Source organism: Algoriphagus sp. (assembly GCF_039969895.1).
Taxonomy (GTDB): domain Bacteria; phylum Bacteroidota; class Bacteroidia; order Cytophagales; family Cyclobacteriaceae; genus Algoriphagus.
The window spans coordinates 140369-165741 of record NZ_JBDVMZ010000021.1; the positions used below are offsets into that span (position 1 = coordinate 140369).

At 39.3% G+C, this 25373-nt stretch carries 25 protein-coding genes; 18 read left to right on the forward strand and 7 right to left on the reverse strand.

Features of this window, described 5'->3' with window-relative positions; genetic code table 11:
• The 4 genes from ABJH64_RS15350 to ABJH64_RS15365 form a co-directional block, all read right to left on the reverse strand.
• Window positions 1-2463 (reverse strand): TraG family conjugative transposon ATPase, encoded by a 2463-nt coding sequence (locus ABJH64_RS15350; RefSeq protein ID WP_348273699.1) that lies wholly within the window; start codon window positions 2461-2463, stop codon window positions 1-3.
• 62 nt (window positions 2464-2525) lie between these two features.
• Window positions 2526-2852 (reverse strand): DUF4133 domain-containing protein, encoded by a 327-nt coding sequence (locus ABJH64_RS15355; RefSeq protein WP_348273700.1) that lies wholly within the window; start codon window positions 2850-2852, stop codon window positions 2526-2528.
• Between the two features lie 17 nt (window positions 2853-2869).
• Window positions 2870-3139, reverse strand: coding sequence for a DUF4134 domain-containing protein (locus ABJH64_RS15360; protein ID WP_348273744.1), 270 nt, complete (start codon window positions 3137-3139; stop codon window positions 2870-2872).
• A 123-nt stretch (window positions 3140-3262) separates the two neighbouring features.
• Window positions 3263-3709: a hypothetical protein gene (locus tag ABJH64_RS15365; RefSeq protein WP_348273701.1), complete on the reverse strand. Its 447-nt coding sequence runs from the start codon at window positions 3707-3709 to the stop codon at window positions 3263-3265.
• Window positions 3710-4112: 403 nt separating this feature from the next.
• Between ABJH64_RS15365 and ABJH64_RS15370 the strand changes: the two genes are divergently transcribed.
• The 4 genes from ABJH64_RS15370 to ABJH64_RS15385 all read left to right on the forward strand — a co-directional run bounded on the left by ABJH64_RS15370 (window position 4113) and on the right by ABJH64_RS15385 (window position 7982).
• Entirely contained in the window at window positions 4113-4583 is a 471-nt protein-coding gene (locus ABJH64_RS15370; RefSeq protein WP_348273702.1) for a JAB domain-containing protein, read from the forward strand.
• A 413-nt stretch (window positions 4584-4996) separates the two neighbouring features.
• Window positions 4997-5983 (forward strand): zincin-like metallopeptidase domain-containing protein, encoded by a 987-nt coding sequence (locus ABJH64_RS15375; protein ID WP_348273703.1) that lies wholly within the window; start codon window positions 4997-4999, stop codon window positions 5981-5983.
• Window positions 5984-6809: 826 nt separating this feature from the next.
• On the forward strand, window positions 6810-7052 hold the full coding sequence (locus ABJH64_RS15380; RefSeq protein ID WP_348273704.1) for a hypothetical protein: 243 nt from the start codon (window positions 6810-6812) through the stop codon (window positions 7050-7052).
• 6 nt (window positions 7053-7058) lie between these two features.
• A complete protein-coding gene (locus tag ABJH64_RS15385; protein WP_348273705.1) occupies window positions 7059-7982 on the forward strand; it encodes a Fic family protein in 924 nt (307 codons plus the stop codon).
• A 143-nt stretch (window positions 7983-8125) separates the two neighbouring features.
• On the opposite strand, the gene ABJH64_RS15390 is transcribed toward ABJH64_RS15385, so the two are convergent.
• Complete coding sequence (locus tag ABJH64_RS15390; protein ID WP_348273706.1) at window positions 8126-8425, reverse strand: DUF3892 domain-containing protein; 300 nt, start codon at window positions 8423-8425, stop codon at window positions 8126-8128.
• A gap of 119 nt (window positions 8426-8544) precedes the next feature.
• Window positions 8545-8793 carry a hypothetical protein gene (locus tag ABJH64_RS15395; RefSeq protein ID WP_348273707.1) on the reverse strand — a complete coding sequence of 83 codons (249 nt, stop codon included), beginning with the start codon at window positions 8791-8793 and terminating at the stop codon, window positions 8545-8547.
• Window positions 8794-9099: 306 nt separating this feature from the next.
• Here ABJH64_RS15395 and ABJH64_RS15400 point away from each other — a divergent pair, with 306 nt between their 5' ends.
• The 11 genes from ABJH64_RS15400 (at window position 9100) to ABJH64_RS15450 (ending at window position 22079) form a co-directional block, all read left to right on the forward strand.
• Window positions 9100-9543 carry a hypothetical protein gene (locus ABJH64_RS15400; protein WP_348273708.1) on the forward strand — a complete coding sequence of 148 codons (444 nt, stop codon included), beginning with the start codon at window positions 9100-9102 and terminating at the stop codon, window positions 9541-9543.
• Between the two features lie 440 nt (window positions 9544-9983).
• The gene (locus ABJH64_RS15405) at window positions 9984-10550 is read left to right on the forward strand and encodes a hypothetical protein (RefSeq protein WP_348273709.1); all 567 of its coding nucleotides are present in this window, start codon (window positions 9984-9986) and stop codon (window positions 10548-10550) included.
• Window positions 10543-12114 (forward strand): type I restriction-modification system subunit M, encoded by a 1572-nt coding sequence (locus ABJH64_RS15410; RefSeq protein ID WP_348273710.1) that lies wholly within the window; start codon window positions 10543-10545, stop codon window positions 12112-12114. The genes ABJH64_RS15405 and ABJH64_RS15410 overlap by 8 nt, the downstream gene beginning before the upstream one ends.
• A 3-nt stretch (window positions 12115-12117) precedes the next feature.
• The gene (locus tag ABJH64_RS15415; protein ID WP_348273711.1) at window positions 12118-13356 is read left to right on the forward strand and encodes a hypothetical protein; all 1239 of its coding nucleotides are present in this window, start codon (window positions 12118-12120) and stop codon (window positions 13354-13356) included.
• Entirely contained in the window at window positions 13356-14618 is a 1263-nt protein-coding gene (locus tag ABJH64_RS15420; RefSeq protein WP_348273712.1) for a restriction endonuclease subunit S, read from the forward strand. The genes ABJH64_RS15415 and ABJH64_RS15420 overlap by 1 nt, the downstream gene beginning before the upstream one ends.
• Window positions 14619-14623: 5 nt before the next feature.
• Window positions 14624-15403: a DUF1883 domain-containing protein gene (locus tag ABJH64_RS15425; protein ID WP_348273713.1), complete on the forward strand. Its 780-nt coding sequence runs from the start codon at window positions 14624-14626 to the stop codon at window positions 15401-15403.
• 52 nt (window positions 15404-15455) lie between these two features.
• Complete coding sequence (locus ABJH64_RS15430; protein WP_348273714.1) at window positions 15456-16718, forward strand: hypothetical protein; 1263 nt, start codon at window positions 15456-15458, stop codon at window positions 16716-16718.
• 16 nt (window positions 16719-16734) lie between these two features.
• Window positions 16735-17445, forward strand: coding sequence for a DUF3800 domain-containing protein (locus ABJH64_RS15435; RefSeq protein ID WP_348273715.1), 711 nt, complete (start codon window positions 16735-16737; stop codon window positions 17443-17445).
• Complete coding sequence (locus ABJH64_RS15440; protein ID WP_348273716.1) at window positions 17445-17942, forward strand: hypothetical protein; 498 nt, start codon at window positions 17445-17447, stop codon at window positions 17940-17942. The genes ABJH64_RS15435 and ABJH64_RS15440 overlap by 1 nt, the downstream gene beginning before the upstream one ends.
• A gap of 196 nt (window positions 17943-18138) precedes the next feature.
• A complete protein-coding gene (locus ABJH64_RS15445) occupies window positions 18139-21387 on the forward strand; it encodes an HsdR family type I site-specific deoxyribonuclease (RefSeq protein WP_348273717.1) in 3249 nt (1082 codons plus the stop codon).
• Entirely contained in the window at window positions 21384-22079 is a 696-nt protein-coding gene (locus ABJH64_RS15450; RefSeq protein WP_233757777.1) for a SprT family zinc-dependent metalloprotease, read from the forward strand. Before ABJH64_RS15445 ends, ABJH64_RS15450 begins: the two co-directional genes overlap by 4 nt.
• Before the next feature lie 334 nt (window positions 22080-22413).
• On the opposite strand, the gene ABJH64_RS15455 is transcribed toward ABJH64_RS15450, so the two are convergent.
• The gene (locus ABJH64_RS15455) at window positions 22414-22632 is read right to left on the reverse strand and encodes a hypothetical protein (RefSeq protein ID WP_348273718.1); all 219 of its coding nucleotides are present in this window, start codon (window positions 22630-22632) and stop codon (window positions 22414-22416) included.
• 420 nt (window positions 22633-23052) lie between these two features.
• Here ABJH64_RS15455 and ABJH64_RS15460 point away from each other — a divergent pair, with 420 nt between their 5' ends.
• From ABJH64_RS15460 to ABJH64_RS15470, 3 genes are all read left to right on the forward strand, one after another.
• Complete coding sequence (locus ABJH64_RS15460) at window positions 23053-23196, forward strand: hypothetical protein (protein ID WP_348273719.1); 144 nt, start codon at window positions 23053-23055, stop codon at window positions 23194-23196.
• A 162-nt stretch (window positions 23197-23358) separates the two neighbouring features.
• The gene (locus ABJH64_RS15465) at window positions 23359-24156 is read left to right on the forward strand and encodes a hypothetical protein (protein ID WP_348273720.1); all 798 of its coding nucleotides are present in this window, start codon (window positions 23359-23361) and stop codon (window positions 24154-24156) included.
• A 48-nt stretch (window positions 24157-24204) separates the two neighbouring features.
• Complete coding sequence (locus ABJH64_RS15470) at window positions 24205-25059, forward strand: hypothetical protein (RefSeq protein WP_348273721.1); 855 nt, start codon at window positions 24205-24207, stop codon at window positions 25057-25059.
• The last annotated feature ends 314 nt before the right edge of the window (window positions 25060-25373 follow it).

Consider the following 25373-nt stretch of genomic DNA (forward strand, 5'->3'; position numbering starts at 1 on the left):
TTAGTGTTGGACTTGTTCTGCGGTAAGTGCTGCTATTCCTTTTTTAATGGAGCCGTATCGCTGGGCATAATCCATCACCTTGATTTTCTCGGTTTCTTCAGTCGTATAGGCGAGATACTCTTCTTTGGATACCTCGGTACGATACACTTTGGAGAGCATTCCTCCCAGACTGATGAATACCTCCTTGTAGATGCGATTGGGATCATTGGCCTTGTTGACAGAAAGTACCATTGCCCGTTCCTTGTCAGTTAAGCCCAAGAGTTCCTGTATCTGATCAAATTTGTTCTGGTACTTGGATTGGTCCAGTAGGATCTTGCAGTCACTGTTGTTGATGATGGCTTGCTTAACCACAGGGGAGCTGATGATGTCCTCGACTTCCTGGGTGACTACAATGGCTTCCCCAAAGAACTTTCGGACTGTTTTAAATAAGTATTTGATGTATTCAGCCATGCCTTCCTTGGCTATGGCTTTCCAGGCTTCCTCAATGAGAATCAGTTTGCGGATGCCTTTGAGCTTTCGCATTTTGTTGATGAAGACTTCCATGATGATGATGGTCACCACTGGAAATAGGATAGGATGGTCTTTGATATTGTCCAGTTCAAAGACAATGAATCGCTCCTGAAGTAAGTCCAGGTTCTCGGTGGCGTTTAAGAGGTAATCGAATTCTCCCCCTTTGTAATAGGGGCGAAGCACATAAAGGAAATTGCTGATGTCAAAATCCTTCTTCTTGACTTTATCGATTTGAAGAAGAGGCAGAAAGTCTGACTTCACGTACTCGTAAAAGCTGTTGAAACTCGCAAATAGGGATGAATCTGAAGCCAATTTTTCATAATATCCTTTTAGCGCATTGGAAAGGGCGACATACTCGCTTCGCGTGAAGGTTTCGTTGTCTTTTTTCCAGAGTGCAAGCAGCAGCGTCTTGATGCTTTCTTTTTTTTCGGTATCCAGCTGGTCACCTTCAGCAATGTAAAAGGGATTAAATTGGATGGGGTTTTTCTCATCATAAGTGAAGTAATAACCTCCGACCAGATCACAGAGTCCTTTGTAGGAATGCCCCACATCCACAAGGACTACATGTGTTCCCTGCTCGTAATAACTGCGGATCATGTGATTGGTGAAAAAGGATTTGCCGCTGCCACTTGGACCAAGGATGAATTTGTTTCTGTTGGTGCAGAAGCCTCTTTTCACAGGTTCATCGGATAGATCCACATGAACTGGTTTTCCGGTGAGCCGGTCTCCCAAGCGAATTCCAAATGGACTGAGCGAGTTTTGATAGCCAGTTTCCAGATTTAGGAAACAACTGGCTTGCTCCACAAAGGTGTCAAAGCTATCATTCATCGGAAAGTCGGCACTATTACCGGGGATTCCTGCCCAGATGATCTGGGCAGCTCCGACGGTTTCTTCCCTTGCAGTAGCCTCCATCTGGGAGAGGGCAGCGCCAATCTGCTTTTTGATTTCAGGAATCTGTAGCGGGTCTTCTGTCCAGGTTAGGATATTGAAGTGGGCTTTTACAGGTATTCTTTGTTCACTGATCGCCTCATTCAAATAGTCATTGGTAGCATCCCTTGCAATGGTATTTTCCCTGCTGTAATTGGCAAGTGACTGGAGACGGAGCCGTTTGGATTCCAGTCTTTTTAGCGTTTGCTGTACATCTTCAATAAAGATGTACTGGTTATAGATATGGTTGCAGGGTAGGAGCTGTCCAAGCGCTGAGGCAAAGCCCACGCTGAATTTGGTGGTGTCGGTGCTGTATTTATCATAATTAATCCTGCTCCCGCAAAGTGCTGGAAGATCACCAGCATCGGAAAGGGTGAATAAACGGCAGTGCTTATTGCCAACAATAAGATTGGGTTTGAACCTGATATCAGAAAGCCAGGTTGGTTTCTTGGTTTCGGAAAGGCTGCAGTATTTTTCCAGTATTCCCTTTTGGGTGCGAGTGCTGTAGATGTTTTGATCTTTTAGTCGATTCATCTGCACAAATCCGCTGTCGGTGAGGATGCGTTCGAACTGTCCGCAGGCATCCAGAAAGTTAGGTAGCGTGTCAGCCAGAATCAATTCTTCAGGGACAATATGGGAGCGGAGTAGCGTGGAAAACAGGCTGCTGGAAGCTTTCCTGTTTTTAGGACTAAGTGTCAAAAACAGGTAACAGCTATGATCTAAAAAGGGCCGCTCATGAAAGAAGCGTTCGCTGCTTCTATGCAGAAAGCTTTGATCTGAATTTGAAAAATTTGCTTGATGCTGACTATCAATAAACCAATCCTGTTTGTGTAGGATGCTGTGTTGTGGAAGTGTTTTGATTGCTTTGATCCACACTTGGTGGAAGGCTTCGTATTCCCGGTCGCTTAAGGTAAAGATCTCAGGAAGGTCTACTTGAAAAGCCACCGTGATATCCCCTTGTTTAGAAAGGATGCAATCCTGTTCTATACTCAGGATAGGGAAATGGGTTTCAAGTGGTCTTTCCATGGGATTGGCTTGTTTTGTATTTGGGATTGAGAGTTTTTAAGGGGTTTGGCTGATTTGGTGGGCTATTTTTTGGATTTGAGTTTTTGATACACTCCTCTGGATTTGATGCGGATAGCATGGGGGATCTGACGATGGGCAAGTTTTTTCATCATGCCATGTTCCCCATATTTATGGCTGAGTTGATAGATTTTGACGACTAATACTGATCCTGAGATTGCTATGATGATCAGACAGATAAAGGGATTTATTCCCAGAATATAGAGAATGGCAAAGCTGACAAGTAGTGCCAGCACACCGGCACCTAGGTACCATATGTACTGGGCTTTTAATCCTTTGAATTCAATGGACTTGTTGATGCCTTTATTGATCCGATAGATGCTGTTGGACATGTTGTGATGTGTTTTAGTTAAACTCCAAAGAAGGATTTGATAACTGTGGCGACTACGACTAGAAAGACACAGCTTCCAAACCATGCGGCTGCGACTTTGCCAGTATCCGGGTCACCTGCATTCCATTTTTGATAGACTTTTACTGCGCCGATCAGTCCAAGTATGGCTCCGATGGCATACATCAGACTGGTGCCTGCTGCGAAGTAACTTCTGACCTGACGATCTGCTTCGGCTATTCCTGCCAGTCCGTCCTGAGCTTTTGCAGTAAGTATAGATAAGCATAGCATTAGGACAGATAGTCCTGCTTTCGATTGGGCTGGAGTAAGGGGTTGGTGGTTCTTTTTCATTGGATTAGCATTTTGTGATCGTTGGATATTTTTAGATTTTGGGAGAGTTAGTAGCGATTTGGGTTAAGGAGAATGAGCTGCCCAGGCTTCTTCGAGCTCTTCTTCGCTGAAGTTGATTTGACAGTGTCTGACTGCGTTTTCCAAAATGAAATTGATAACGGCAACCCGGTAGGCGGGCTCCCGAAGCCCGGTGTGGTTTGACAGCGTCTGGATCAGCTGCAAGAGCAGTGTATCCTTGCATGCCCTTTTTTGCCCCGCCTTCCCGAGTATGCCGCTTAATTCCGCAACTGTTGCTTCCAACTCTTCAAAATGATCAGTAGGCTTACCATCAGTCCTCATGTGGTCCTGCTCCTCTTCCTGTTGACGGTTCTGACTGATCTTATTTATCCTGCCGGAAAGCAGGCTGCGAAATTCTTTTGGGTAGTGTGCTACCAGTATGGTTATATAGTAAGCCGCTATGCCTACTGCCAAGGTGCTGAAGTATGTGTTCCAGGTAATTGCTTCCAACATAGTGCGACTGTTTTAAGTCAGCGTCCTTGTTTTGTCTCGCTGACAGAAGCAAATGTGGGTATGGTAAATTCCTGGTTTTTACACCGATGTGGTAGCTACCAAAAAAAAATAATGAAAGTATTTGGATTGGGGAATGTGTATTTACTGACACCTTAACTAATTGCTAGGTATATATCTAGATGGTTAATTGGGATTTATTCTAGGGAATTTGATAGCAAAAAAAATGAGAGTTTTGGCCTCTGAATTCCTCACAAAGTTAGTCCTCTGGGCTCTGGGCGACCGAAAGCTTCCGGCATAAAGCCGCTTGCTGCGCTGCGCTTTTTATTCCTTTGCCTTCCGGTCTTTGTCGCCCACGGCCTGATGAAGCTTCATAATTCATTGTTCCACAAAAACGAAAAAGATTATGGAGACCCAAGAAAGAAAAATTGATTTGTTTGAAGTAGCTGAGATTAAGCTGAGCTACAGTGCAAAAGTAAAAGCTTCACTTCGTCCAAGAGTAGAAAGCTCAAGACAGGTGTATGAGGTTTTTGCCAAAGCCTGGGATCAGGACAGGATAGAGTTTGTTGAGGATTTTAAAGTGATGCTGCTGTCCAGGGCAAACCGGGTTCTTGGTATCGTAACTATCAGTTCTGGAGGAACAGCAGGAACTATTGTAGATGTAAAACTAGTCTATGCAGCTGCTATCAAATCAAATTCCAGTTCTGTTATCTTGGCTCATAATCATCCGAGCGGAAATCTACTTCCCTCAGAACAGGATAAAAGATTGACACAGCGAGTAAAAGAAGCTGGAAGAATCCTAGATATTCCGGTACTGGATCATGTAATCATGACTGCAGAAGGATATTATTCCTTTGCCGATGAGGGGGAGCTTTAGGCTTCCTTTTTTATTTTTCTGAATTCAACTCCGTTTTTCATTTTCGATCAGTACGTATGTTTTTATTCAAAGTCATTTTTGCTTTTAGATACGATAAAAATGTGATTGTGATTTCAATAAGTTGACCTATTTCAAATCAGTAAGTCATATAGAGCAAGTTTTTCAAATGCAATTTTGAGGGTTCTTTAGTGTAATGGTTCTTTAGGGGTATTGTGTGAGCCTACAGTAAAACTTTAATTTTTTCTATTCCTTCTTCAGCCAATTTAGCCAGAACCGGTCACACGAGGCAAGAGACTTCGGCATAAATCCCATGCTTTCGCCCCTGCTGGTTTATTCCGATTCCTCTTGCACTTAGTGCCCGGCTCAGGCTGGTGCAGCTTCATAAGTATTTGTCAAACCAAAACACAATAGCTATGAAGACTGAAGTAAAAAGATCAGTAAGTGAGACACCTGTAAGAAGGAAGAACAGGGAGGCCTATTCAAGTAAGGCTGTAAACTCAGTAAAAACAAAAGGATCATCGGATATCTATCAGAAGTTTACCGATCTGATTATTGAGAAACTGGAACAGGGAGTGATTCCCTGGAAGCAACCTTGGCATGAGATGGGATTGCCTTCCAATTACCTCACCAAGAAACCTTATAAAGGGATTAACCTCTGGCTGTTATTATCCTGTGGGCATCAGTATCCGTATTACCTGACTTTCAAACAGGCTAATTCATTAGGTGGTAAAATTAAGAAGGGTGCAAAGGCTCTTCCCATCTGCTTCTGGAACTTTGTCTTCAGGGACAAGAAGACAGGGAAGACGATTCCCGAGAGCAAACTGGACTTCTATGATCTCAAACAGGTCGGTAGATCCGGATTTCTCAGAGAATTCAAGGTCTTTCCCATAGAACAGATAGAGGGGATCGATTGGGAGTTTCCAGAGGAATCACTTAAAACCCAGTTACTGGAAAATGAGGCCTGCCAGAAAATTTATGCAGAAATGGTAAGGCCTCCCGAGTTGATTCATCAAGGTTCCATGGCATATTACAGAACGGATCTTGATCAAATTACCATGCCGGAAAGGAAATTGTTTCCATCGAGCGAAGTCTATTTTGGAGTGCTTTACCATGAGCTTTGCCATGCGACGGGACATTCTTCGCGACTTAACAGGGCTGAAATTACAGATCCTCATCCAGCTTCATCTCCCGAATACGGAAGGGAGGAACTCTTGGCAGAGATGGGAGCAGGGTACCTAAATAACTATACTGGGATATTGGATCAAAACTTACTGGAAAACTCAGCAGCGTATATCCAAAGCTGGTTAAAGGAACTTCGGAACGACAAACATCTACTAATAGACGCAGCCAGCAAAGCGCAGAAAGCAGTCGATTATATTCTCAATGAGTGTCCATTTTAGAAAGAGGGGGCAACCCCTTTTTTGGTCATGGCTGGATACTGAAAAGGGTTTGGTCTATAAAAGATCCGTATTTAAAACTGAAGCTATTGAGCAGTTGGTGGATCTTTCGAAGGGTAAAAGATGAAAACATATGCTACCAATGGCCACGTGACTTACTGAATTGAAAAATTCAATGTGGCCATGGAAGCGCAAGAGTTAGTGAAGAATTACGGGTGTTTGTCTTTTCAGTAGTTTACCGAAAGATGCTTTTTTAGATCGATTGGAATTGTTTAGTGGTGGAAACTTATGATGGTTTTCTTAGGTAAGTACTTAGGAGTTCAAGCTGGGATGATCTATCTATATTGGAAAATATTCTCATTTTGAAGCTTTATAACTGAAAATATTTAACATTTTCAGTTAAAATCGCTCCTAAATTGAAAAAAACTTGCAAAGATAATTTTCCTCATAATAGAAAATACATGTATATCAGCTATTTATAGTGGAAAATATTTGAAATATTGAGCTTGAACCTAATTTATAATGGAAAAAAAACATCCCAATCCACTTACAGGAAATTATATATAGCTCCTCTGATCCAACCATCTCCAGGTTTGTTTCAAAACTGGAAAAAGAAGGTAAAATCAGAAAAATTGCACCTAGATTATATTCAGCTAATTTCGAGGATAGCCCTGCAGCTATCATAATAAGAAATCTGTTTTCCGTTCTTGGGAAATTATATTCAGGAGCAGTAGTAAGCCATCGTTCTGCGCTGGAATTTAAGCCTACGAATGCAGGTCAGATATTTCTGACCTATAAATACACCAAGAAAATTGAATTGCCGGGCATAATGATCCACTTTTTGAAAGGTAACGGGCCAATAGAAGGAGACAACCCATTATCTGGGGAGTTATATGCTTCCCAACGTGAACAGGCATTTTTGGAGAACCTTCAAGTCTCTAGAAGACCGGGGACTAATTCAAAAACGCTGACATTTCCTGAAATAGAAGATCGTCTGGAACAAATTATAAGGGTAAATGGAGAACAGGAGCTAAATAAAGTAAGAGACCGGGCTAGGACCCTAGCGAAGTAATTAAATATGCTAACCGAGTTTGATAAACTAAACAAGATAATCAGCGCACTACTGACAACGCATCCGGCAACTATATTAAAATCTCCGGTAGCCGCCGCACGTGCATTTGGTAATCCTTATGATCCTGCCAGGATTAGTTTATTCGAAATGTTGTTTCAGGAATTGGCCCATCAGGAATTCAAATACAGGGAAGAGCAAAACCTCAGTAACAAGTCGTACAGGAATTTTACATTTTTTGAAAGTTATTTTTCTAATTACAATGAGGGTACAGTTTTCGAAGTGGGGGAAGCAAAGCAAATTATTCAGACCCAACTACCACTTGTAAAGAGAAATGGGGATTCGCATGACGGTATGGGGACCTACAAGATTGTCTCAAATAAAAGCGAAATGAGTACTACTCCGAATTCACCTGAGGAATTACTTACCATATTGAGTTATAGACAACAGCTATTGTTATCAGCTAGGGCAGATAAGAATCCCGGAAGTTTTAAGCATATTAATAATTATGCCAGTCAATCTGAACTTGTTGATTCTTCACTTGTAAGGGGAACGCTGATCAAAAGTTTTGACTTTTACCAAGCACTCAAGCACCCATTTGCGAAGGCAGCCTATATTATGTTCGTTATCAGCGAAATTCATCCGTTTTTGGATGGAAATGGGCGTGTGGCCAGGGTAATGATGAATGCTGAGCTAACAAAAGAAATGCAATCCAAAATAATAATACCAACAGTATATAGGGAGGATTATTTGGGAGCCTTAAGAAAATTAACCAGACAAAGTGATCCTAAGCCCTATATTCGAATGCTTGCCCGTACCCATGAATTTAGCGCCACGATTGTAAGCGAAGACATGGACAAAATGCAGGCACTGTTGGAACAAAGCAATGCCTTTTTGGAACATACAGAGGGAAAATTAAGGATTATTGGCTAAGTGCCCAGTAACTATTGATAGCTACATCCAATTGCACCTATTCGGATACTATTTGCGGCAATTCCTCTTTCTTATCCTGTACTCTGTATTACCTAGGGTTAGGTAAGGAAATATGGAATCTGGCATTATTCCGGATTATCAGATTAAAGAATTTCCTCCCAATTGATTTCCGGTAGATCTTCCAGTATGTTGTGGAGGTAACCGTCTCCCTGGGCAAATAATATCGGAGGTGTGTCTTCGGTCTCTTTGATTCGCACCGGGATTTCATTGGTGTTTGCTAAAACAAAAAACTCCCAATTTCCGGATCGTATCCCTTCAATAGCCTCTTTGGTGCTGATCGCCCACCGTTGACCTGTATTGTTGACTCCTCCGATCTTTAGGATTATAATTGAATTTTTACTTTTGGAATCCTTTTGTATAAAATGGACGATTAATTTTTTCATGTGTTTAATCTATTCTCGTACAAATATGTCAAATAATATAGAGGAAGCATTAGTTCGTCTACCAAATGCTGATTTATTCTGTAGTAGGAGTGCAAATGGTATAATGATTTTTTTTCGCTCTATTCCCTTACCGACTTTAGTTTTACTCCCTTTTCCAGAAGTATTTGTAGGAGAATAGAACCATCTTTTTCATTATCCTGCTCAATAAATCCTCGGATTGCTCTGGAAAGAGATGCAATTTCATGCGCCTTTTTAAGGCGATCAAAAGGGAATGGATCTGGATTTGTGCTTATAATCAAGCTTACTTTTATTTCCACACGCTTCTCTATCCCTTTTAATTCACTACATATTTCTGCCCAGTTGTACATGCGATTTTTGAAATGATTCTTATCGCAATATCGAATGACTTTGAGTTAATATTTTGGTTCTGCCTTGTTTTAAATTCTTTTTGAACCAAACTGTCTCAGTGGTTTTGAAAAATAAGGGAAGGGCTGTGTGTTCGCCATAATCTTCGAGGCAAGGCCTCTTTTATCTTGGCGGTTAATTTAAAAAGGTAATAAATTTCCCCGACCAAGTCATCCCGGAATTTGAGACTGAGTTTGTTGAATTAGTAAAGTGTTAACGGTCACTTCTCAAAAACTATTTTATATTTATATGGGTATAGATAATTAGTAATGAGGAACTTAAATGGTTATTCTGATTGGGAGCATAGAAGAGACAGGGAAATCGCATTGTTTGATTCAGAAACCAGGTCATTAAATGTGTGGTTTTTTAGGGTTTTCATCCTATTCCCTATTATTGTTCTAGTTTTAATTATTACAAATGAATTACTGGGTAATTCTTACAAAGCAAAAGGAACTGTAGTTGGATATTCTTTTTCTGAGGGTGAATGGGTGGGACCGCCGTCAATGTTTTCTGATCATCCAAGTATGATGTCTTCATTTACACATTATAGAGAAGATGCATATAATGTGATTGTCAAAATGGAATCAGGGCAACCCATATCATTTTTATGTTTTTCATGTAAAGCATCCAGTTACAAAGGTGGTGATTCTGTTGATTTCATCATTTCCGAACCCTTAGTAGGCCGAGCAAAGTATTCAGAAGCAGAGAAGTAGCTTTCGGTTTATATTAAACTGGATTTTGAAGCAAAATGATTGTTGGCTCACTGGCTTGAATTATAAACTAGTAGAGGTCATTCATATAGAAAAAAATAAAACACACCAAAGAAATAGCTGGTGATCTGGATCTAGTGATCAAGGAGCTGATACCAACTAATTCTAGAATAGCCTCCGTGGAGGATGTGAAGGCAGTTCTTTTTTCGGATAAACATGAGGGTTATTTGATTTGCAGAATACCAAACAGATCAATAAGACGTATTGGTGGACTTTTACTTTCTATTGACCATAATTTTTAGTTTTAATCAAATACTCGTTTTGAATTTTAATTTCATTTTTTAGTAATACGCGTACTTAAAAATAAATTTTCCATTTTGTGTTTTTTTTAAGAATTTCTCCTTAACTATGTAAAATCGTAATTGATGTACTAAGGAATAAAATTGAAAAAAGCACTCAAAAATATAGCGTCCATAAAATCCGGTGTTTTTCTAAAACCCCAGGCTCAAGGTGATTTGGTTTACTTGCAAGCTAAGCATTTCAATGCTGATGGCGAGCTTGACTCCGAGCTTTTCCCAGACGTTCAATGGCAGGATATTTCGGAGAAACATGTATTGAAGCCTGGAGATATCTTATTTTCAGCAAAAGGATTGAAGAACTTTGCAGCTGTCTATGAATCACGGAACTTGCCTGCGATAGCTTCCACATCATTTTTGATTATTTCTATTTGGGAGAAAACAGTAGATCCTGAGTATGTAGCCTTGATTATTAATTCAAGGCCTAGTCAGGAATATTTGAAAGGAGTCGCTAAAGGGACTTCGATTCCCTCAATAAGTAAAATGCAATTGGAGGAATTTGAAATTGTGATGATGCCAAGGGGAATCCAGCAGAAGTTGGTCGCATTAAGTAAATTAAAAAAAGAAGAAAATGATCTAGTTTCAAAGATAGAGCGATTAAAGAAGCTGAGTTTTGAGCAGGATTTAAATACTATTATACAGCAATATGAGTAAAATAATAACGCAAAAAGACATCAACGACGCGGTCTGGAGAGCCTGTGATACGTTCCGTGGAAGCATTGACCCCAGTGTCTATAAGGATTATGTGTTGACCATGCTTTTTGTCAAATACCTGAGTGATGTGAATGATGACACAGAAGAGGAATACTTAAAAAAATATCACGGAGACCAAGAGCGTGCAAAGCGAGCCATGCGTCACGAGCGATTTATTGTTCCGGAGCATAGCCATTTTAAGTATTTGTATGCCAACAGAAATGCGGTAAATATTGGAGAGTTGATAGATATTGCCCTTGTGGACCTGGAAGAAGCCAATCGCCAAAAGCTGTATAGTGAAGATGGAGCAGGGATTTTTAAAAATATCAGCTTCAATAGCAGTGTATTGGGAGAGCCAAAGGATAAAAACAACCGACTCAAAAATCTACTTTTGGACTTCAATAAGCCTGAGTTGGATTTGAGGCCATCTCATCTTTCTGGGGTAGATATCATTGGGGGAGCTTATGAGTACTTGATTTCCAACTTTGCTTCCGATGCAGGAAAGAAGGCGGGTGAGTTCTTTACACCAAGTGAAGTCTCCACTTTGTTGGCTAAGTTGACTAAATCAGCTCCAGGTTCAAGGATATGTGATCCTACATGTGGATCTGGATCCTTGCTGATCAAGGCAGGTCAGGAGGTTGGTTCGTCTAATTTCTCGCTCTACGGTCAGGAAGCTAATGGTAGTACCTGGGCTTTGGCGGTAATGAATATGTTTTTGCACGGATTTGATAATGCTACCATCAGATGGGGAGACACCATACGGAATCCTAAACTGAAAGAAGGGGATTCTCTGATGAAGTTTGATACTGTGGTTGCTAATCCACCTTTCTCCTTGGATAAATGGGGGAAAATCGAGGATAAAGATGGAGAAATAACTACGGTAACTTGGGATCCTGAAACGGATCTATATAATCGTTTTTGGAGAGGGGTGCCACCTAAGAGTAAAGGCGATTGGGCATTTATCACCCATATGATCGAAACGACCTATGAGGGAAAGGGGAAGGTTGGAGTGGTTGTTCCTCATGGAGTACTTTTTCGAGGCAGTTCTGAAGGACGTATAAGACAGAAAACCATTGAGGAGAATCTGCTGGAAGCAGTGATCGGTCTTCCGGCAAACTTATTTTTTGGAACGGGTATTCCAGCAGCAATCCTGATTTTCAACCGGGATAAACAGCAGGGTAAGAGCGTCTTATTCATAGATGCTTCTCAACATTATGCTGCTGCCAAAAATCAAAATAAGCTTCGGGATTCGGATATCAAGCATATTGTAGATACCTACCGGAATTTTAATGAAGGTAAATCCCAGCCTGGTGTGGTAGAGGATAAATTCAGCTATGTGGCCACATTTGAGGAGATCAAGGAGAATGACTTTAACCTGAATATTCCACGATATGTGGACACATTTGAGGAGGAACCTGAAGTGGATATCCAGGCAGTCCAACAGGAGATTAAAAAGTTGGAAGGAGAACTGAAGATTGTTCAGGCTAAGATGGACGAATACCTAAATGAGTTGCTAAAAGGATAAAGGATGAGCCAATTTCACCATATTAGACTCAAGTCTGGGGTTCGGACTCCCCATCAAGTGCCAATGAGAGCGGCATGGACATTTGCGATTAACAAACAGGCCAGATTGATTTTGGTGCCCTTATTTCGCCGACTTATCGTTGATTGGTATGTAGAGGATGGAGTGAAGTTTCCAATGATTTCGGGTATGGCTGGAAGTATTTATAGAAGAGTAGTTGATTTTGGGGATTTTCCTGTTGATGAATTGATTCCAGTTAGAAAAATTATTAAGGACTTTGTTCAGAAGCTAAAACCTTCAGATTTAGAGTTACTGAAATTCTATTTTTTAGGATCGGAATTAGAAGAGAATCATTTATTTCAACATAAACAGAATCCTGATCTTAATTCACTTGAGGAAAATCTCGTTGAAGAAGGGAAGATTTTTTTGGAACAAATTTCTGCCTTTCCTGATGAACAGCTTGAGTCATATATTTTACAGGAACTCACTGAAATTGAAAATATAATTTCAAGTGGGGATTGCCTCAATAGTCTGAAAGTGGACGATATCATTCGAATCAATGAGAATTTTTCGGAATATTTGGATATGCCTTATCGGGAGATTGCATTGATTGAGGTGCCGGGAGAGGAGTGGGATTATTGGGAAAGAGTGTATGAGGAAGAAAGAAAGACTATAGGCAAAAAGCTGAATTCTGATGAAGGTCTTGAATGGCTGGAATGCTGGCTTTTACCTGATGGGAGTTTTAAGGTAAAAGGTGATCTTTATTTACCTGAGACAAGAGACAATGCGGCGAAAAAGTGGATTCATGAGGACATGGAATCTGTTTTGGTGATGTTGGAGACTCGTTTGATTGAAACCTATGGAATCCGGGAGCAAGACATCAAATATACTTTTTTTACCAAAAGAAAGAATTTAGAAAGTGTTGATTTGTCCACGGGCATGAACTTTTTTAAGGATCAGATTGAGCAATATGGAGCAGATGATTTTGAATCTGGAATCAAATACCATCTAGTTAGAGAAGTGAGGGGTGACCATCAGATCTGGGGAGCTCAAACCAACATTATTATTAAAAAGCAATTTTTTGAACTTGAAGATCAAATGGATTTAGTTTCTGCTTGGGTGATCCATGTGGACAAAGAAGTATTTAAGCTGGAGAGCCAGTTGTCTATGCGTGAAATGGAAAGAATGATCCAGATGCTATTTGATAAAATTAATGGAGATTACTTAAAGGTATACGGAGGCTAATGGTGAGCGATAAAGTAAAAAAAGCAGGTTTGGAGTTTGAGGTTCCCACTGGTTGGGAATTGGAGTGCTTAGGTTCTTTGTCTGGGATTCAACAGGGGTTATCAAAGGGGAAAATATATAAAAACGTCAATACGGTTTTTCATCCTTATTTGAGAGTTGCAAATGTGAAAGATGGATATTTTGATCTTTCGGAAATTAAGGAAATCGAGATACCTACCTCTGATTTGGAAAGGTATTCCATTTTGGAAAATGACATTCTCATTACAGAAGGTGGCGATCCGGATAAGCTCGGAAGAGGATGTATTTGGGAGGGACAGATTTCAAAGCCGGTATTTCAGAACCATGTGTTCAGGATTCGGGCATCTAACTCAAAATTGAATCCGTGGTACCTTTTCAATTACTTGCAAAGCCATAAAGCGAAAACTTACTTTCTTAATTCGGCTAAACAAACAACTGGTATTGCATCCATAAATTCTTCCCAGGTCAAAGAAACACCAATCCTTCTCCCTCCACTTGTCGAGCAAAAGAAGATTGCTGAAATCTTAGGAGCTATTGATCAAGTGATCCAAACCTTCGAGAAACTGATAGCCCAAAAGGAACTTCGAAAGAAATGGCTGATGCAGAATCTGCTGAATGGTAAGAAACGGTTGAAGGGGTTTAGTGGGGAGTGGAGGGAGTTTCAACTTTTAGATTTATTTAATAGAGTTACTCGAAAAAATGAAGAGCGTAATTCAAATGTTGTAACTATTTCTGCTCAAAGAGGATTTGTTAAGCAAAAGGATTTTTTTAAAAAAAATATAGCAAGTGAGATCCTTGATAATTATTTTTTAGTGTACAGAGGAGAGTTTTGTTACAATAAAAGCTATTCTAATGGTTATCCTTGGGGCGCAACTAAAAGACTGAACGATTTCGATAAAGCGGTTGTGACTACACTTTACATATGTTTTGGGATTAAAAATGAAGGAAGTGCAGACCCCGACTTTTTTGAGCAGTTTTTTAATGCGAACCTTTTAGATAAAGGCCTAGTCAAAATAGCGCATGAAGGCGGAAGGGCTCATGGATTGCTTAACGTGACTCAATCAGATTTCTTTTCCTTGAAAATATCTATCCCTGAAATGAAAGAACAAACTGCCATTGCCCAAGTCCTTCAAACAGCAGATTTTGAAATCAACCTGCTTAAGACCAAAGCGGAAAAGCTGCGGGAGCAGAAAAAGGGGATGATGCAGAAGTTGATGACAGGGAATGTGAGGGTTAAAATTTAGATTTTATGAAATATTTAGTTTATGATCTCAAGCAATTGAAAAGAGGAGAAAGAGTTCAGGTTACTCTTTCTGGAAATGCTGCGAATGTTTGTTTAATGGATAGTTCTAATTACTCGAATTATAAAAGTGGGCGTAGTTATAGATACGTTGGTGGGCTTATTAAAAGATCTCCAGTAGTTCTAGGTGTTCCAAATTCGGGACATTGGTACGTGACGGTAGATATGAAGGGATTAAGAGGAACGACAAATGCTAGCGTAAAAGTACTCCCATCTGCCCTTCCTACTTATCAAGAAACTCCTTTGTCTAGTGTTCCATCATTAGTTCAGGGCAGAAATGAAACTCCTTTTGGTATTGTTGAGGATGATGAAAGGGAATTTGATGTTTTTATTTCCCATGCCTCGGACGACAAGGATTCTGTGGTTAAACCCTTAGCGTTTGCTTTACGCGATGCTGGATTGAAAGTCTGGTATGATGATTTTGAATTAAAAATAGGTGATAGCTTAAGGCAGAAAATAGACAAAGGTTTAGCAAAAAGCAGGTTTGGAATAGTGGTTTTATCGAGAAATTTTATAAAAAAAGGATGGACAAATTATGAGCTTGATGGGATTATCACACGGATGGTAAGTGGTGAGCAGGTTCTTCTTCCTATATGGCATGAAATAACCAAAAAGGAAGTTATGGATTTTTCACCTTCCATAGCGGATAGAGTTGCTAGAAACACATCATTATTCACAGTAGAGGAGATTGCTGTAGAAATTTCAGATTTAATACATGGCAATGCTTGAATTAAATAGCTTAGATGAAAAATATTTAAAACTCTGAATCGAGCTAATAAACATGATAACAATAATTGTCGATAAGTCTACATTTCAATCGTTAAGCTTTACTGAGCTAGAAAAACTTAGTCGCTATTATAAGCATAATATTGCGCCTGTTTTAGTAATGGAAATCTTGGGTGATCTTAAAAAGGACTTTGATCCAGAGAAAAGATCTGCTGTTGAAATTGTAAGTGATTTTTCAAAAAAGCTTTTTCCTATGCAAAGTGTGGTAAATGGTTATTATAAAAGTCTAATTCATGTTGAACTAACTGGAGGTGAGATTCCGCTCGATGGAAGACCATTCTTACAAATGGAGAAATTGGTTCAAGCAGAGGATGGAAGCAAAGGCTTCATTGTTAAGGAGACTGAAGAGGAAGTTGCTATTCACAAATGGAAAGATGGTCGTTTTTCTGAGGCAGACCACATGTTATCCAAAATTTGGAGGGATACAACTACTCAAGAAGATGTCCTTAAAAATCTTCAAAAGATTCTTAAAAACTTAACCATCCCTAAACTAAAATCTTTGAAAGATTTAGATTTATATGTTGATGAAATAATTTCCAACCCAAACTTCCAAGACCAGCTTTTAGCTCACATTATTGATTTTTACAGTAGAGGTGATATTGATGGTGTAAAACTCTTTAATAGTTGGGTTTTAGCCGAAAAGCCAATTTTACGTAATTACTTACCCTATTCAATCCATTGTTTGAAGGTTGATTTATTGTTTTTGTTTGGTTTAAAGAACGAATTAATCGGTGTTAGACCTACGAATAAAGTGGATCTGGAATACCTTTTTTATCTTCCATTCTGTAATGTGTTTACATCGAATGATAAAATTCACAAGCAGCTGGTTCCATTGATTATTAGAAAGGATCAAATGTTTGTCATTGGGGAAGATTTAAAAATTGATTTAAGAAATATAGTAGAGTTTATTGATAAGAAGGAATTGGAGGAAAAAAGGAAATTTGCTTCCATACCTCCAATTAATGAGGCTTCGTTAACATTTCAGATTTGGAAGAGATATTTGAATTATCCGCTTTCTAACTTCAAGAGTAGGGAGCTTTCGATGGAAGAACGTGAGTATGCTAAATCTCAAATGGACAAATTTATCAGAGCATCACAAGGAGAAAAAGTAGAGTTTGAAGATGGTGAATCAGGTGATTTTATCGTAAGGAAAACCTATTTAAGTAAAAAGGATACTTGTTTTTGTGGAAGTGGAAAGGTTGTGATAGAATGTTGTCTATCAGAAAGTGAATTTGAAAAATTAGCCAAACAAAAGTAAAAGCTGTCTTTGGAATATGAGCATTAAAAACATCTACATAGACGAAAGCTGCCATCTGGAAAATGATGGATTTCCTGTTATGTGTATCGGTTATCTGAAGATTGAGGCGACAGATTACGAAGACATCAAGGCGGGAATCAAATCCATCAAGCTGCATTATAAATCACCTACTGAGATCAAGTGGAATAAGCTGTCTATTTCCAGAATGCCGATGTACCGCACATTGATAGATTTCTTCTTTGATCAGCCGATATTTTTCAGATGCCTCCTGATGAAGTATAAGGATCGATTGCATCATGAGGATTTCAACAAAGGAGATCATAACAGCTACTATTACAAGCTGGTTTATTTTGTCTTGAATTCCATGACAAATCCACCCCGGCAAAATGAGTATCGCGTTTTTATGGATATTAAAGATACCAGGGGACGGGAGCAGCTAGAACAAATAGAACGGGTCTTTGTCAACAAATATGCTGGAAACTCTCCATTTACTCATTTTCAACACATCCATTCCGATGAGAATGAGTTGATGCAGCTAACTGACCTTTTTATTGGTGCTATTACCTACAAGGCAAGAGGGGAGCATCTTAAAAAAGGCGCGTCGCAGGTGAAAAAGGAAATAATTGATTATTTGGAGAATAAGTCAGGTTATTCATTGGATGAAGGGACAGAGCCTTGGGAGGAGAAGTTCAATATTTTTGATCATCAACCCAAGAATTTGAAGTGATGTTGGATTTAGATGACCTGGAAGAATTATTTGATGACTTGGGATATGAAGAACTTACCAAAGACCAGCTTGACGTTTTACTGAAAATTTTTCAAAATGATTTTATTGATGAGCCATTTGAGATAGACGGTAGAAGAGTGAAAGTCGTGGATAAACCATCTTTCAATCGGGAATTTAGAGGGTATCCAGAGACGTTTGTGCACCTGATTACCAGGGAAAGCAAAATGAAAGGACAAAGGATGTTTGACCCGGCTAGGACAAATTGCCTCCATTGGATAAAACCCATTTTACTTCATTTTGAAGATCCTAGAATTAAGTATTATGAATTCACAGATAATAAGGGAGTATTGAAAAAGCACTTCTGGTTTCAAGAAGCTGATTTTATGGTGGTTTTGAAACCAATCGGAAGTGACTTGTTAGTAGTCACTGGTTTTAAAGTGGATGTATTGGAAAGAAGAACCTATTTAAAAAGGTATAGGGATTACCATGGGCTATAAAAAAGAAAACCGCATTTCGATGAATGCGGTCCGCATTTACGGATCTGCGGGCAACCAGGTCTTTCACCCTTTGGGCGATGACAATGCAAACTTGATCATTTCACATGAATTACACAATAATTTCACAGTTTTTGTTTAAAATCAGTCTAATTAGAGAAGAAAACAGCTCAGATTTTAACCTTTTTTAACAAGCCATATGGATACACCCAGTTTCAAAGAAGATCATATTTCACAGATTCCTGCAATACAATGGCTCTGCAAACTTGGGTTTGAGTACCTGCCGGAAGAGGAAGCAATGAAACTGCGTGGAGGAAAAACTACCCAGGTTTTGCTGGAAGAGGTACTTCGAAAGCAACTTCGTTTGATTAATTCTGAAAAGAAAGTCAGTTCCAGTCGTAACACTTACATAAGCGAAGCAAATATTGAAAACGGAATCCGAAAACTTCAGGAGATTCCTTTGAACGAAGGCTATATCCATTCCACCGAAATAATCTATAACCTGCTGACTTTGGGAATGGCCGTGGAGCAGACTGTGGATGGAGATCGGAAAAGTTTTACCCTACAGTACATCGATTGGGAAAATCCCCAAAACAATAAGTTTCAGGTTTCAGAAGAATTCAAAGTCTTACGTAGCAACGGCAAAGATCATTACATTCCGGATCTAGTGATTTTTATCAACGGAATTCCCATTGTGATCCTAGAGTGTAAGCGACCGGACATGAAGGAGCCGATCAAGCAGGCTATCTCCCAACATTTGAGAAATCAGCAGGAGGACGGGATTAGAAATTTTTATGTGTATGCCCAGCTGCTGGTATCATTGGCAAACCAAGAAACAAGCTATGCTACCAATGGTACTCCGTTGAAATTTTGGGCGCAGTGGAAAGAAAAGATTTCATCCGATTTGAAAAGGAAGGAATATGAGGATCAATTAAGGGTAATCAAAAAAGAGAAACTAGAGCCTACCGCACACCAGAAACTGTTTTCGGATCGCTTTTCCTATGTCAAGCGATATTTTGAAGACTTGGAGAAGGAAGAAGTACAATTTACGGCGCAAGATGCGTTTTTATTCAATCTATGCCGACCGGAGAGGCTTCTTGATTTGATATACAACTTTATTCTGTTTGATGGTGGTACGAAGAAGGTCACCCGATATCAGCAGTACTTTGCAGTCAAGAAGACATTGGCACGTCTTAAGGTTTTAGTAAAAGATGCAAAAGGTAGGGATCGACGAGAAGGTGGGGTGATTTGGCATACACAGGGAAGTGGTAAATCTCTTACGATGGTCATGATGGCGCAGGCGATTGCCATGGAAAAAAGCATTTTGAATCCAAAAATCATTTTGGTAACGGATCGGACGGATCTGGACAGACAAATTACCAGTACGTTTCGAAAATGTGGGATGGCAGTCAATAATGCTTCGACTGGAACGCAACTGGTACATTTGCTCGAAAGTCCAAGTGATGCTGTAGTCACTACGATAATCAACAAATTCACCGCTGCGGTAAAGAAGATTCAAAAGCCGCTGGAAAATCCGAATATTTTTGTTTTGATAGACGAAGGACATCGGACCCAGCATGGAACCTTCAATATCGAAATGCAAAAGACCCTGCCAAATGCATGTTTTATTGCGATGACAGGTACTCCTCTTTTCAAGAAAGAGAAGAGTACAGCTGCCAAATTTGGGGGAATGATCGATGCCTACACTGTAGATGAAGCCGTGAAAGATGGGGCGGTCGTCCCACTCTTGTATGAGGGGAGATTGCCATATCTAAAAGTGAATTCAGGCCCTCTAGATAGATTTTTTGATATGGTTTCGGAACCTTTTAATGATAGGGAAAAGGCTGATTTCAAGCGGAAATTTAGCCGTGCTGACCAGATCAACTCTGCTGAGCAAAGAATTTATGTGACCTGCTGGGATATCAGTAGACACTTTAGGGACAATTGGCAAGGAACAGGGTTTAAAGGTATGTTGGTCTGCGACAAAAAGCTAAGTGCTATCAAATACAAAGAGATCTTAGATGAAATAGGACTGGTAAGCTCTGAAGTTTTGATTTCACCCATTGATGATCGGGAAGGAGAAGACAATGCCTATGAGCAAAGCAGTGACAAAGTGCAGAGGTTTTGGAAAAAGATGATGCAGGAGCATGGATCTGCCAAAAAGTACGAGAGCCAAGTGATCAGTCGCTTTCAAAACCTGCCTGATCCAGAAATTATTATTGTCGTAGATAAGTTGTTGACGGGCTTTGATGAACCCAAAAACACGGTTCTTTATTTGACCAGAAATCTCAAAGATCACAAACTGCTCCAGGCTATTGCCCGGGTGAATCGAGTAGAAGAAGGTAAAGATTTCGGATTTGTGATAGACTATTATGGAGTCATTGAAAATTTGGACGATGCATTGAAGATGTATGCTGCTTTTCAGGAGTTTGATGAGCTCGATATGGAAGGAACACTGGTGAATATAGAGGTAGAGATCAACCGACTTCCGCAGAGGCATTCTGAACTTTGGGATATTTTTAAAAGTGTAAAAAACACAAGGGATGCGGAGGCTTATCAGCTTATCTTGCGTGACGAGTCAGTTAGGGTGATTTTTTATGACAAGCTCACTTCTTACGGTAAAAGTTTGAAACTTGCTCTTTCGACCATTTCCTTTCATGAGAGAACTGACCCAAAGGAAATCGATCGGTACAAATCCGATCTGCTTTTTTTTATGAAGCTACGTGTCGCAGTTGTTGCCAGGTTTTCTGACCGGATAGATTACAGTCGATATGAAGAGCAGATTCAAAAACTGCTGGATACTCATGTGACTGCAGAGGAGGTAGAGCCCATTACTGATTTGGTCAATATTTTTGACAAAGACAGTTTTGCTAGTGAAGTTGAGAAGACGGTGGGAGAGGCGGCGAAAGCAGATAAAATCGCAAGCCGGACAGCCAAATATATCTCCGAAAAGATGGATGAAGATCCCGCTTTTTATAAGAAGTTTTCTCAACTCTTATCCCAAACAATTGCCGATTATGAGGCGAGGAGGATTTCGGAAACCCAATATCTTCAAAAGACAAAAAATGTCATGGATGCGGTGCTCAATCATACAGATTCGGACATTCCCGAGCTGCTTAAGGACGAGTCGGTGGCAGCTGCTTTTTATGGATTGACCAAGGAGTTTTTGGATGAAAAGATTTCCAACACCGATGCGCTAAAGTCTATCTGCGAAACTTCTGCATTGAAAATAAATCAGCTTATAAAAGCGGAGGTGTTTGGTCAGGGGCAGAGTCCTATTGTGGAGTGGGAGTCCAAAAGAGAGATTACCGGTAAACTTATTATCGAGATAGGGGACTACCTGATAGATGAAGTCCGTGATAAACATGCGAGGGAGATTTCCTACTCAGAGATCGATTCCTTGGCTGAAAGAATCTTGGCCGTTGCCAAAAAACGCTATCGATCATGAAAGATTCAATTCAGTTTGGTTCTAGGGTGATCGATTATGAAGTGAGTTTTTCGGATCGGAAAACCTTGGGAATAACTGTCACACCTACCTCCGAAGTCTTGGTCAAAGCACCTGCCTCTGCCAACAGAGAAAAGATCAAACAGGTTTTGCAAAAACGTGCTGCATGGATTATCAAGCAGCAGAGTTTCTTTTTGTCATTCCAGCCGAGACTAACAGAGCGTAACTATGTAAGCGGAGAGACTCATCTATATCTGGGAAGGCAGTACCGATTGATGATAGAAGAGGCAAGTCAGGATTCGGTGAAGTTACTTCATGGAGAAATTCGTGTAGAGACTACAGATCGTGGTAAAGTGAAGGAATTGATGAAGGCTTGGTATCTACAACTAGCTCGGAAGAAATTTGAGAAAATTGCTTCTGAGTTAATTCTAAAATTTAGATCAGAAGGTGTGGCTCCAGATTCAGTGGTCATACGAGATATGGCTTTGAGATGGGGAAGCTGCACTCCAAAAGGAAAAATAATACTAAATCCTGAGTTGATCAAAGCACCCAAAGGATGCATAGAATATGTCATTATTCATGAGCTATGCCATTTGGTTCACCCGGACCATTCTCCTGCTTTTTTCAGACTTCAATCCCGTTATATGCCTGATTGGGAAAAATGGAAGGAGAAGTTGGAGCGGATGATGGCTTAGTTTGAATAATTTTTTATTTTTAGAGTCAATGTTAAATTGTCCACTTTTTTAATTAAAAAATTGGACATTTTTATATTTTTTATGGTGTGAAGAGCTTGTGAAAATTACTGATTACATAGGAGGTAGGATAGATATACTCCCTGAGGGGTATGTGTTCACCTAAGCTGATTTTAATAGTAGAGTGAAAAGGAGTGAGGTTTCAAAGTGCTAAATAGGAAGGCTTCAAAATGTTGTTTTAATCGAAATCTTTCAAAAACATTGATGCACGATAAAGGTGTTTTGTGATAATTTGGAAGGACGAGTATAGATGCTTTGAGATATTAGGTTCCGGAGTTTAGTTGGCAGATTTCCTCTTTTTTCTATCGGCTTTCAACTTCATTTTCTCAATGCGTTCTTTGGATTTTATTTCTTTAAGCTTAGTGTCATTATTCTTCCAGGTTTCATAGAATGGATATAGAAGTTTTATGAAAAGGAGAATAAGTGATATGACTAAAGGTGCTTCAACCCCTCCTATAAGGTAGCTTAAAATTCCTAAAATGATTCTCTTTTCCATTTCTCCTAAATTTGCCTGAAACATAAATCAAACTTCTGAGTAAGGTTAGGACACAATGTTTACAAGTCAGAGGACATTGAAAATCATTGATTCTAGCTTATCATGAGTGTTTTTGATTTTGTTTCAAAAGACGGATTTCTGTTGGCTCCAGAAAGGACAAAATCGGAGGGTATTAATTTTGAGCAAAATCTCGCTTGTTGAATTAGATTCAATAGGTGGGGTTCGGAACAAATTTGGATCTGGGAAACTTGAAAGATTAGGAAAGAGTAGAGAAAGTGAATTGCCTGAAAAGCCTTGATTGGAAACAACTTGAAGTATTTTAATAATTCCTGACATTTTGCGTCAAATTCGATTTTTCAACTAGTTATTCCTGATGGTAATGGATAGATTTATTGTGTTATAACTTTAAGCAAAACGAGCATGAAAACCAGAAACGGAATCAAGCCAGGACCAAAGAGAATTGCCAAGTCAACCGGTCAGCCAGATCGTAGACAGCATGATAACAAGAAAACTCCTGGAAATATCCCTTCATTGAAGCCACATAAGCATAAGCCGGGCAAGTGAATACAATTCTTAAATCGTCAACAGTTTTCGAGATTGATAGGAAAATGATAACAGCTACCAAAGTATCATTCTTTGTAAGATGTTTTATGATCATGGAGCAAAAAGCTAGAGCCCTGGATTTCCGAACTTTACCCGCACAAATCTTAGTGAAAGGAGGGAAGGGTGAGCAGTAAAATGGGAATTTGCAATATATGTGGAGATTATTCAGAATTAAGCAAAGAACACGTTCCTCCTAGAAGTGCTTTTAATAAAGGTAGATGGACACAATATCTCTATACAGACAATCAGTGGGCTGATAATCCTCTTATTCTTCCCAATACTAAGAGGATTTACCAAGGTGGTGTAACATTCTCAACATTATGCGGTAAATGTAATAATAATACAGGAGGCTGGTATGCAGGTTCATTCTCGGACTGGTGTCATTATAGCATGGACATTTTAAAAAGAGCTAAAGGGAAAACCTCTCTTTATATCCCAAATGAATTATACCCTCTAAAGATTTCTAAGCAGATAATAACGATGTTTTTTGCTATAAATGATTCGGATTTCAGAAAGAGGCATTCGAAGCTGGTTAAGTTTGTTTTGGATAAAAGAAGTTATCCTTTGCCAGATGAATATAAAATTTGGGCCTATTTCAAAATAGATGAGAATTTAAGATACATCTCTGAATCATACATTGGTAATTTCAACAAAGGTCCAAAACCAATAATGATCACAGAAATCGCATTTCCGCCATTTGGATTTCTACTTACAAGTCCAGTCGATAAAGAAGATATTGATCATAGATTAACCAATATAACTCATTTTAGTTATTTCAAATTTGAAGAAAAAAGGCATTTCGATTTGAGGCTCCCAACCTTGCCTACAGTTATTAACATTGCAGGCGATTTTAGGTCAAAGTCAGAAATTGAGGAGGCTATCAGAAGTAGTAAAGCATCACGAGTTAGAGATAATTTGTAAATATTGACAAGTCATTCTCTGTATCAGTAAAACAAAATATGATTTACTTTGAGTCTTAACATTCATGAACTTCAAGTTATAATCAGCAATAGAGAACTAGCTGCAATCATTTGGATATTTTTAATTATCCTAAGCCTCCAATTTAATACGAAAACTCGAATGTTGTTTGGTAATGTGGTAAAAGCCTTCTTCGCTTCTCGTATTCTGTTTGTCATCTTATTGGCATTTCTTTATTCCAGTTTCATAATTTTTCTGTTACACCAACTTAAAATTTGGAATTTTTCACTTTTAAAAGATTCTATATATTGGTTCATAGGCTCGGGAGTTCTAGTTATTATCAGTCTTACCAAAGCAGATAAAGAAAAAGACTTCTTCAAGAACATACTTTGGGATAATTTGAAATTAGTTTTGATCCTAGAGTTCGTTGTAAATCTTCATCAATTTGGATTGATAACTGAACTACTACTCCTACCCATTATTTTATTCCTTACGATGATCCAAGTAGTTGCTGGCAGGGAGGAACAATCACAGAAAGTAAAGTCATTAGTTGATTGGGTTTTGGTTGTTTTCGGATTTGCCATGCTTGGAATTTCACTTCAACGTATATTGGCTGATTTCAGAGGTTTTGCTACCAATCCAAACCTTAAGTCCTTTCTTCTGCCAATCATCTTATCGATAAGCTTTATTCCATTTGCTTACTGCGTTGCGCTTTATATGAACCTTGAGCTATTATTTATTCGGCTGGGTATTTTTCTTACAAACAAGAAAAATCTGAGGTATGCTAAGTGGCGAACTGTCCTTAAGAGCAAACTTAGTTTAAAGAAACTAAAAGAGATTTCTCCTAGAATTAACTCTCTTTACAATGGATCGACGAGGGAGGATATTAAAAACACAATTATTTAACTTAAATGAATTCCGCTCATCCTTCGGCAAAAGCTTACCAATTCTTTGGCTATTCAAACCAAAAATCTTGAATTTTCCTTCCGATTATCTAAAAAATACCCAGTACAGGGTATGTTCTCGTATTATTTTTTTCCTGTTCTTACGACAGTTCTTTATCACCTGAAGACAAAGCCAGCGTTTACACCATTCTTCTGGGCTTAAATCCTGAATCCACCAAACACCATTTGATTCTTATATCTCGATGATAGTACAAAACGATCGCCTTCTCCTAAAGATCCTTTCCTGATAGCGCGGTGTATTGGGAAGAGAGAAAG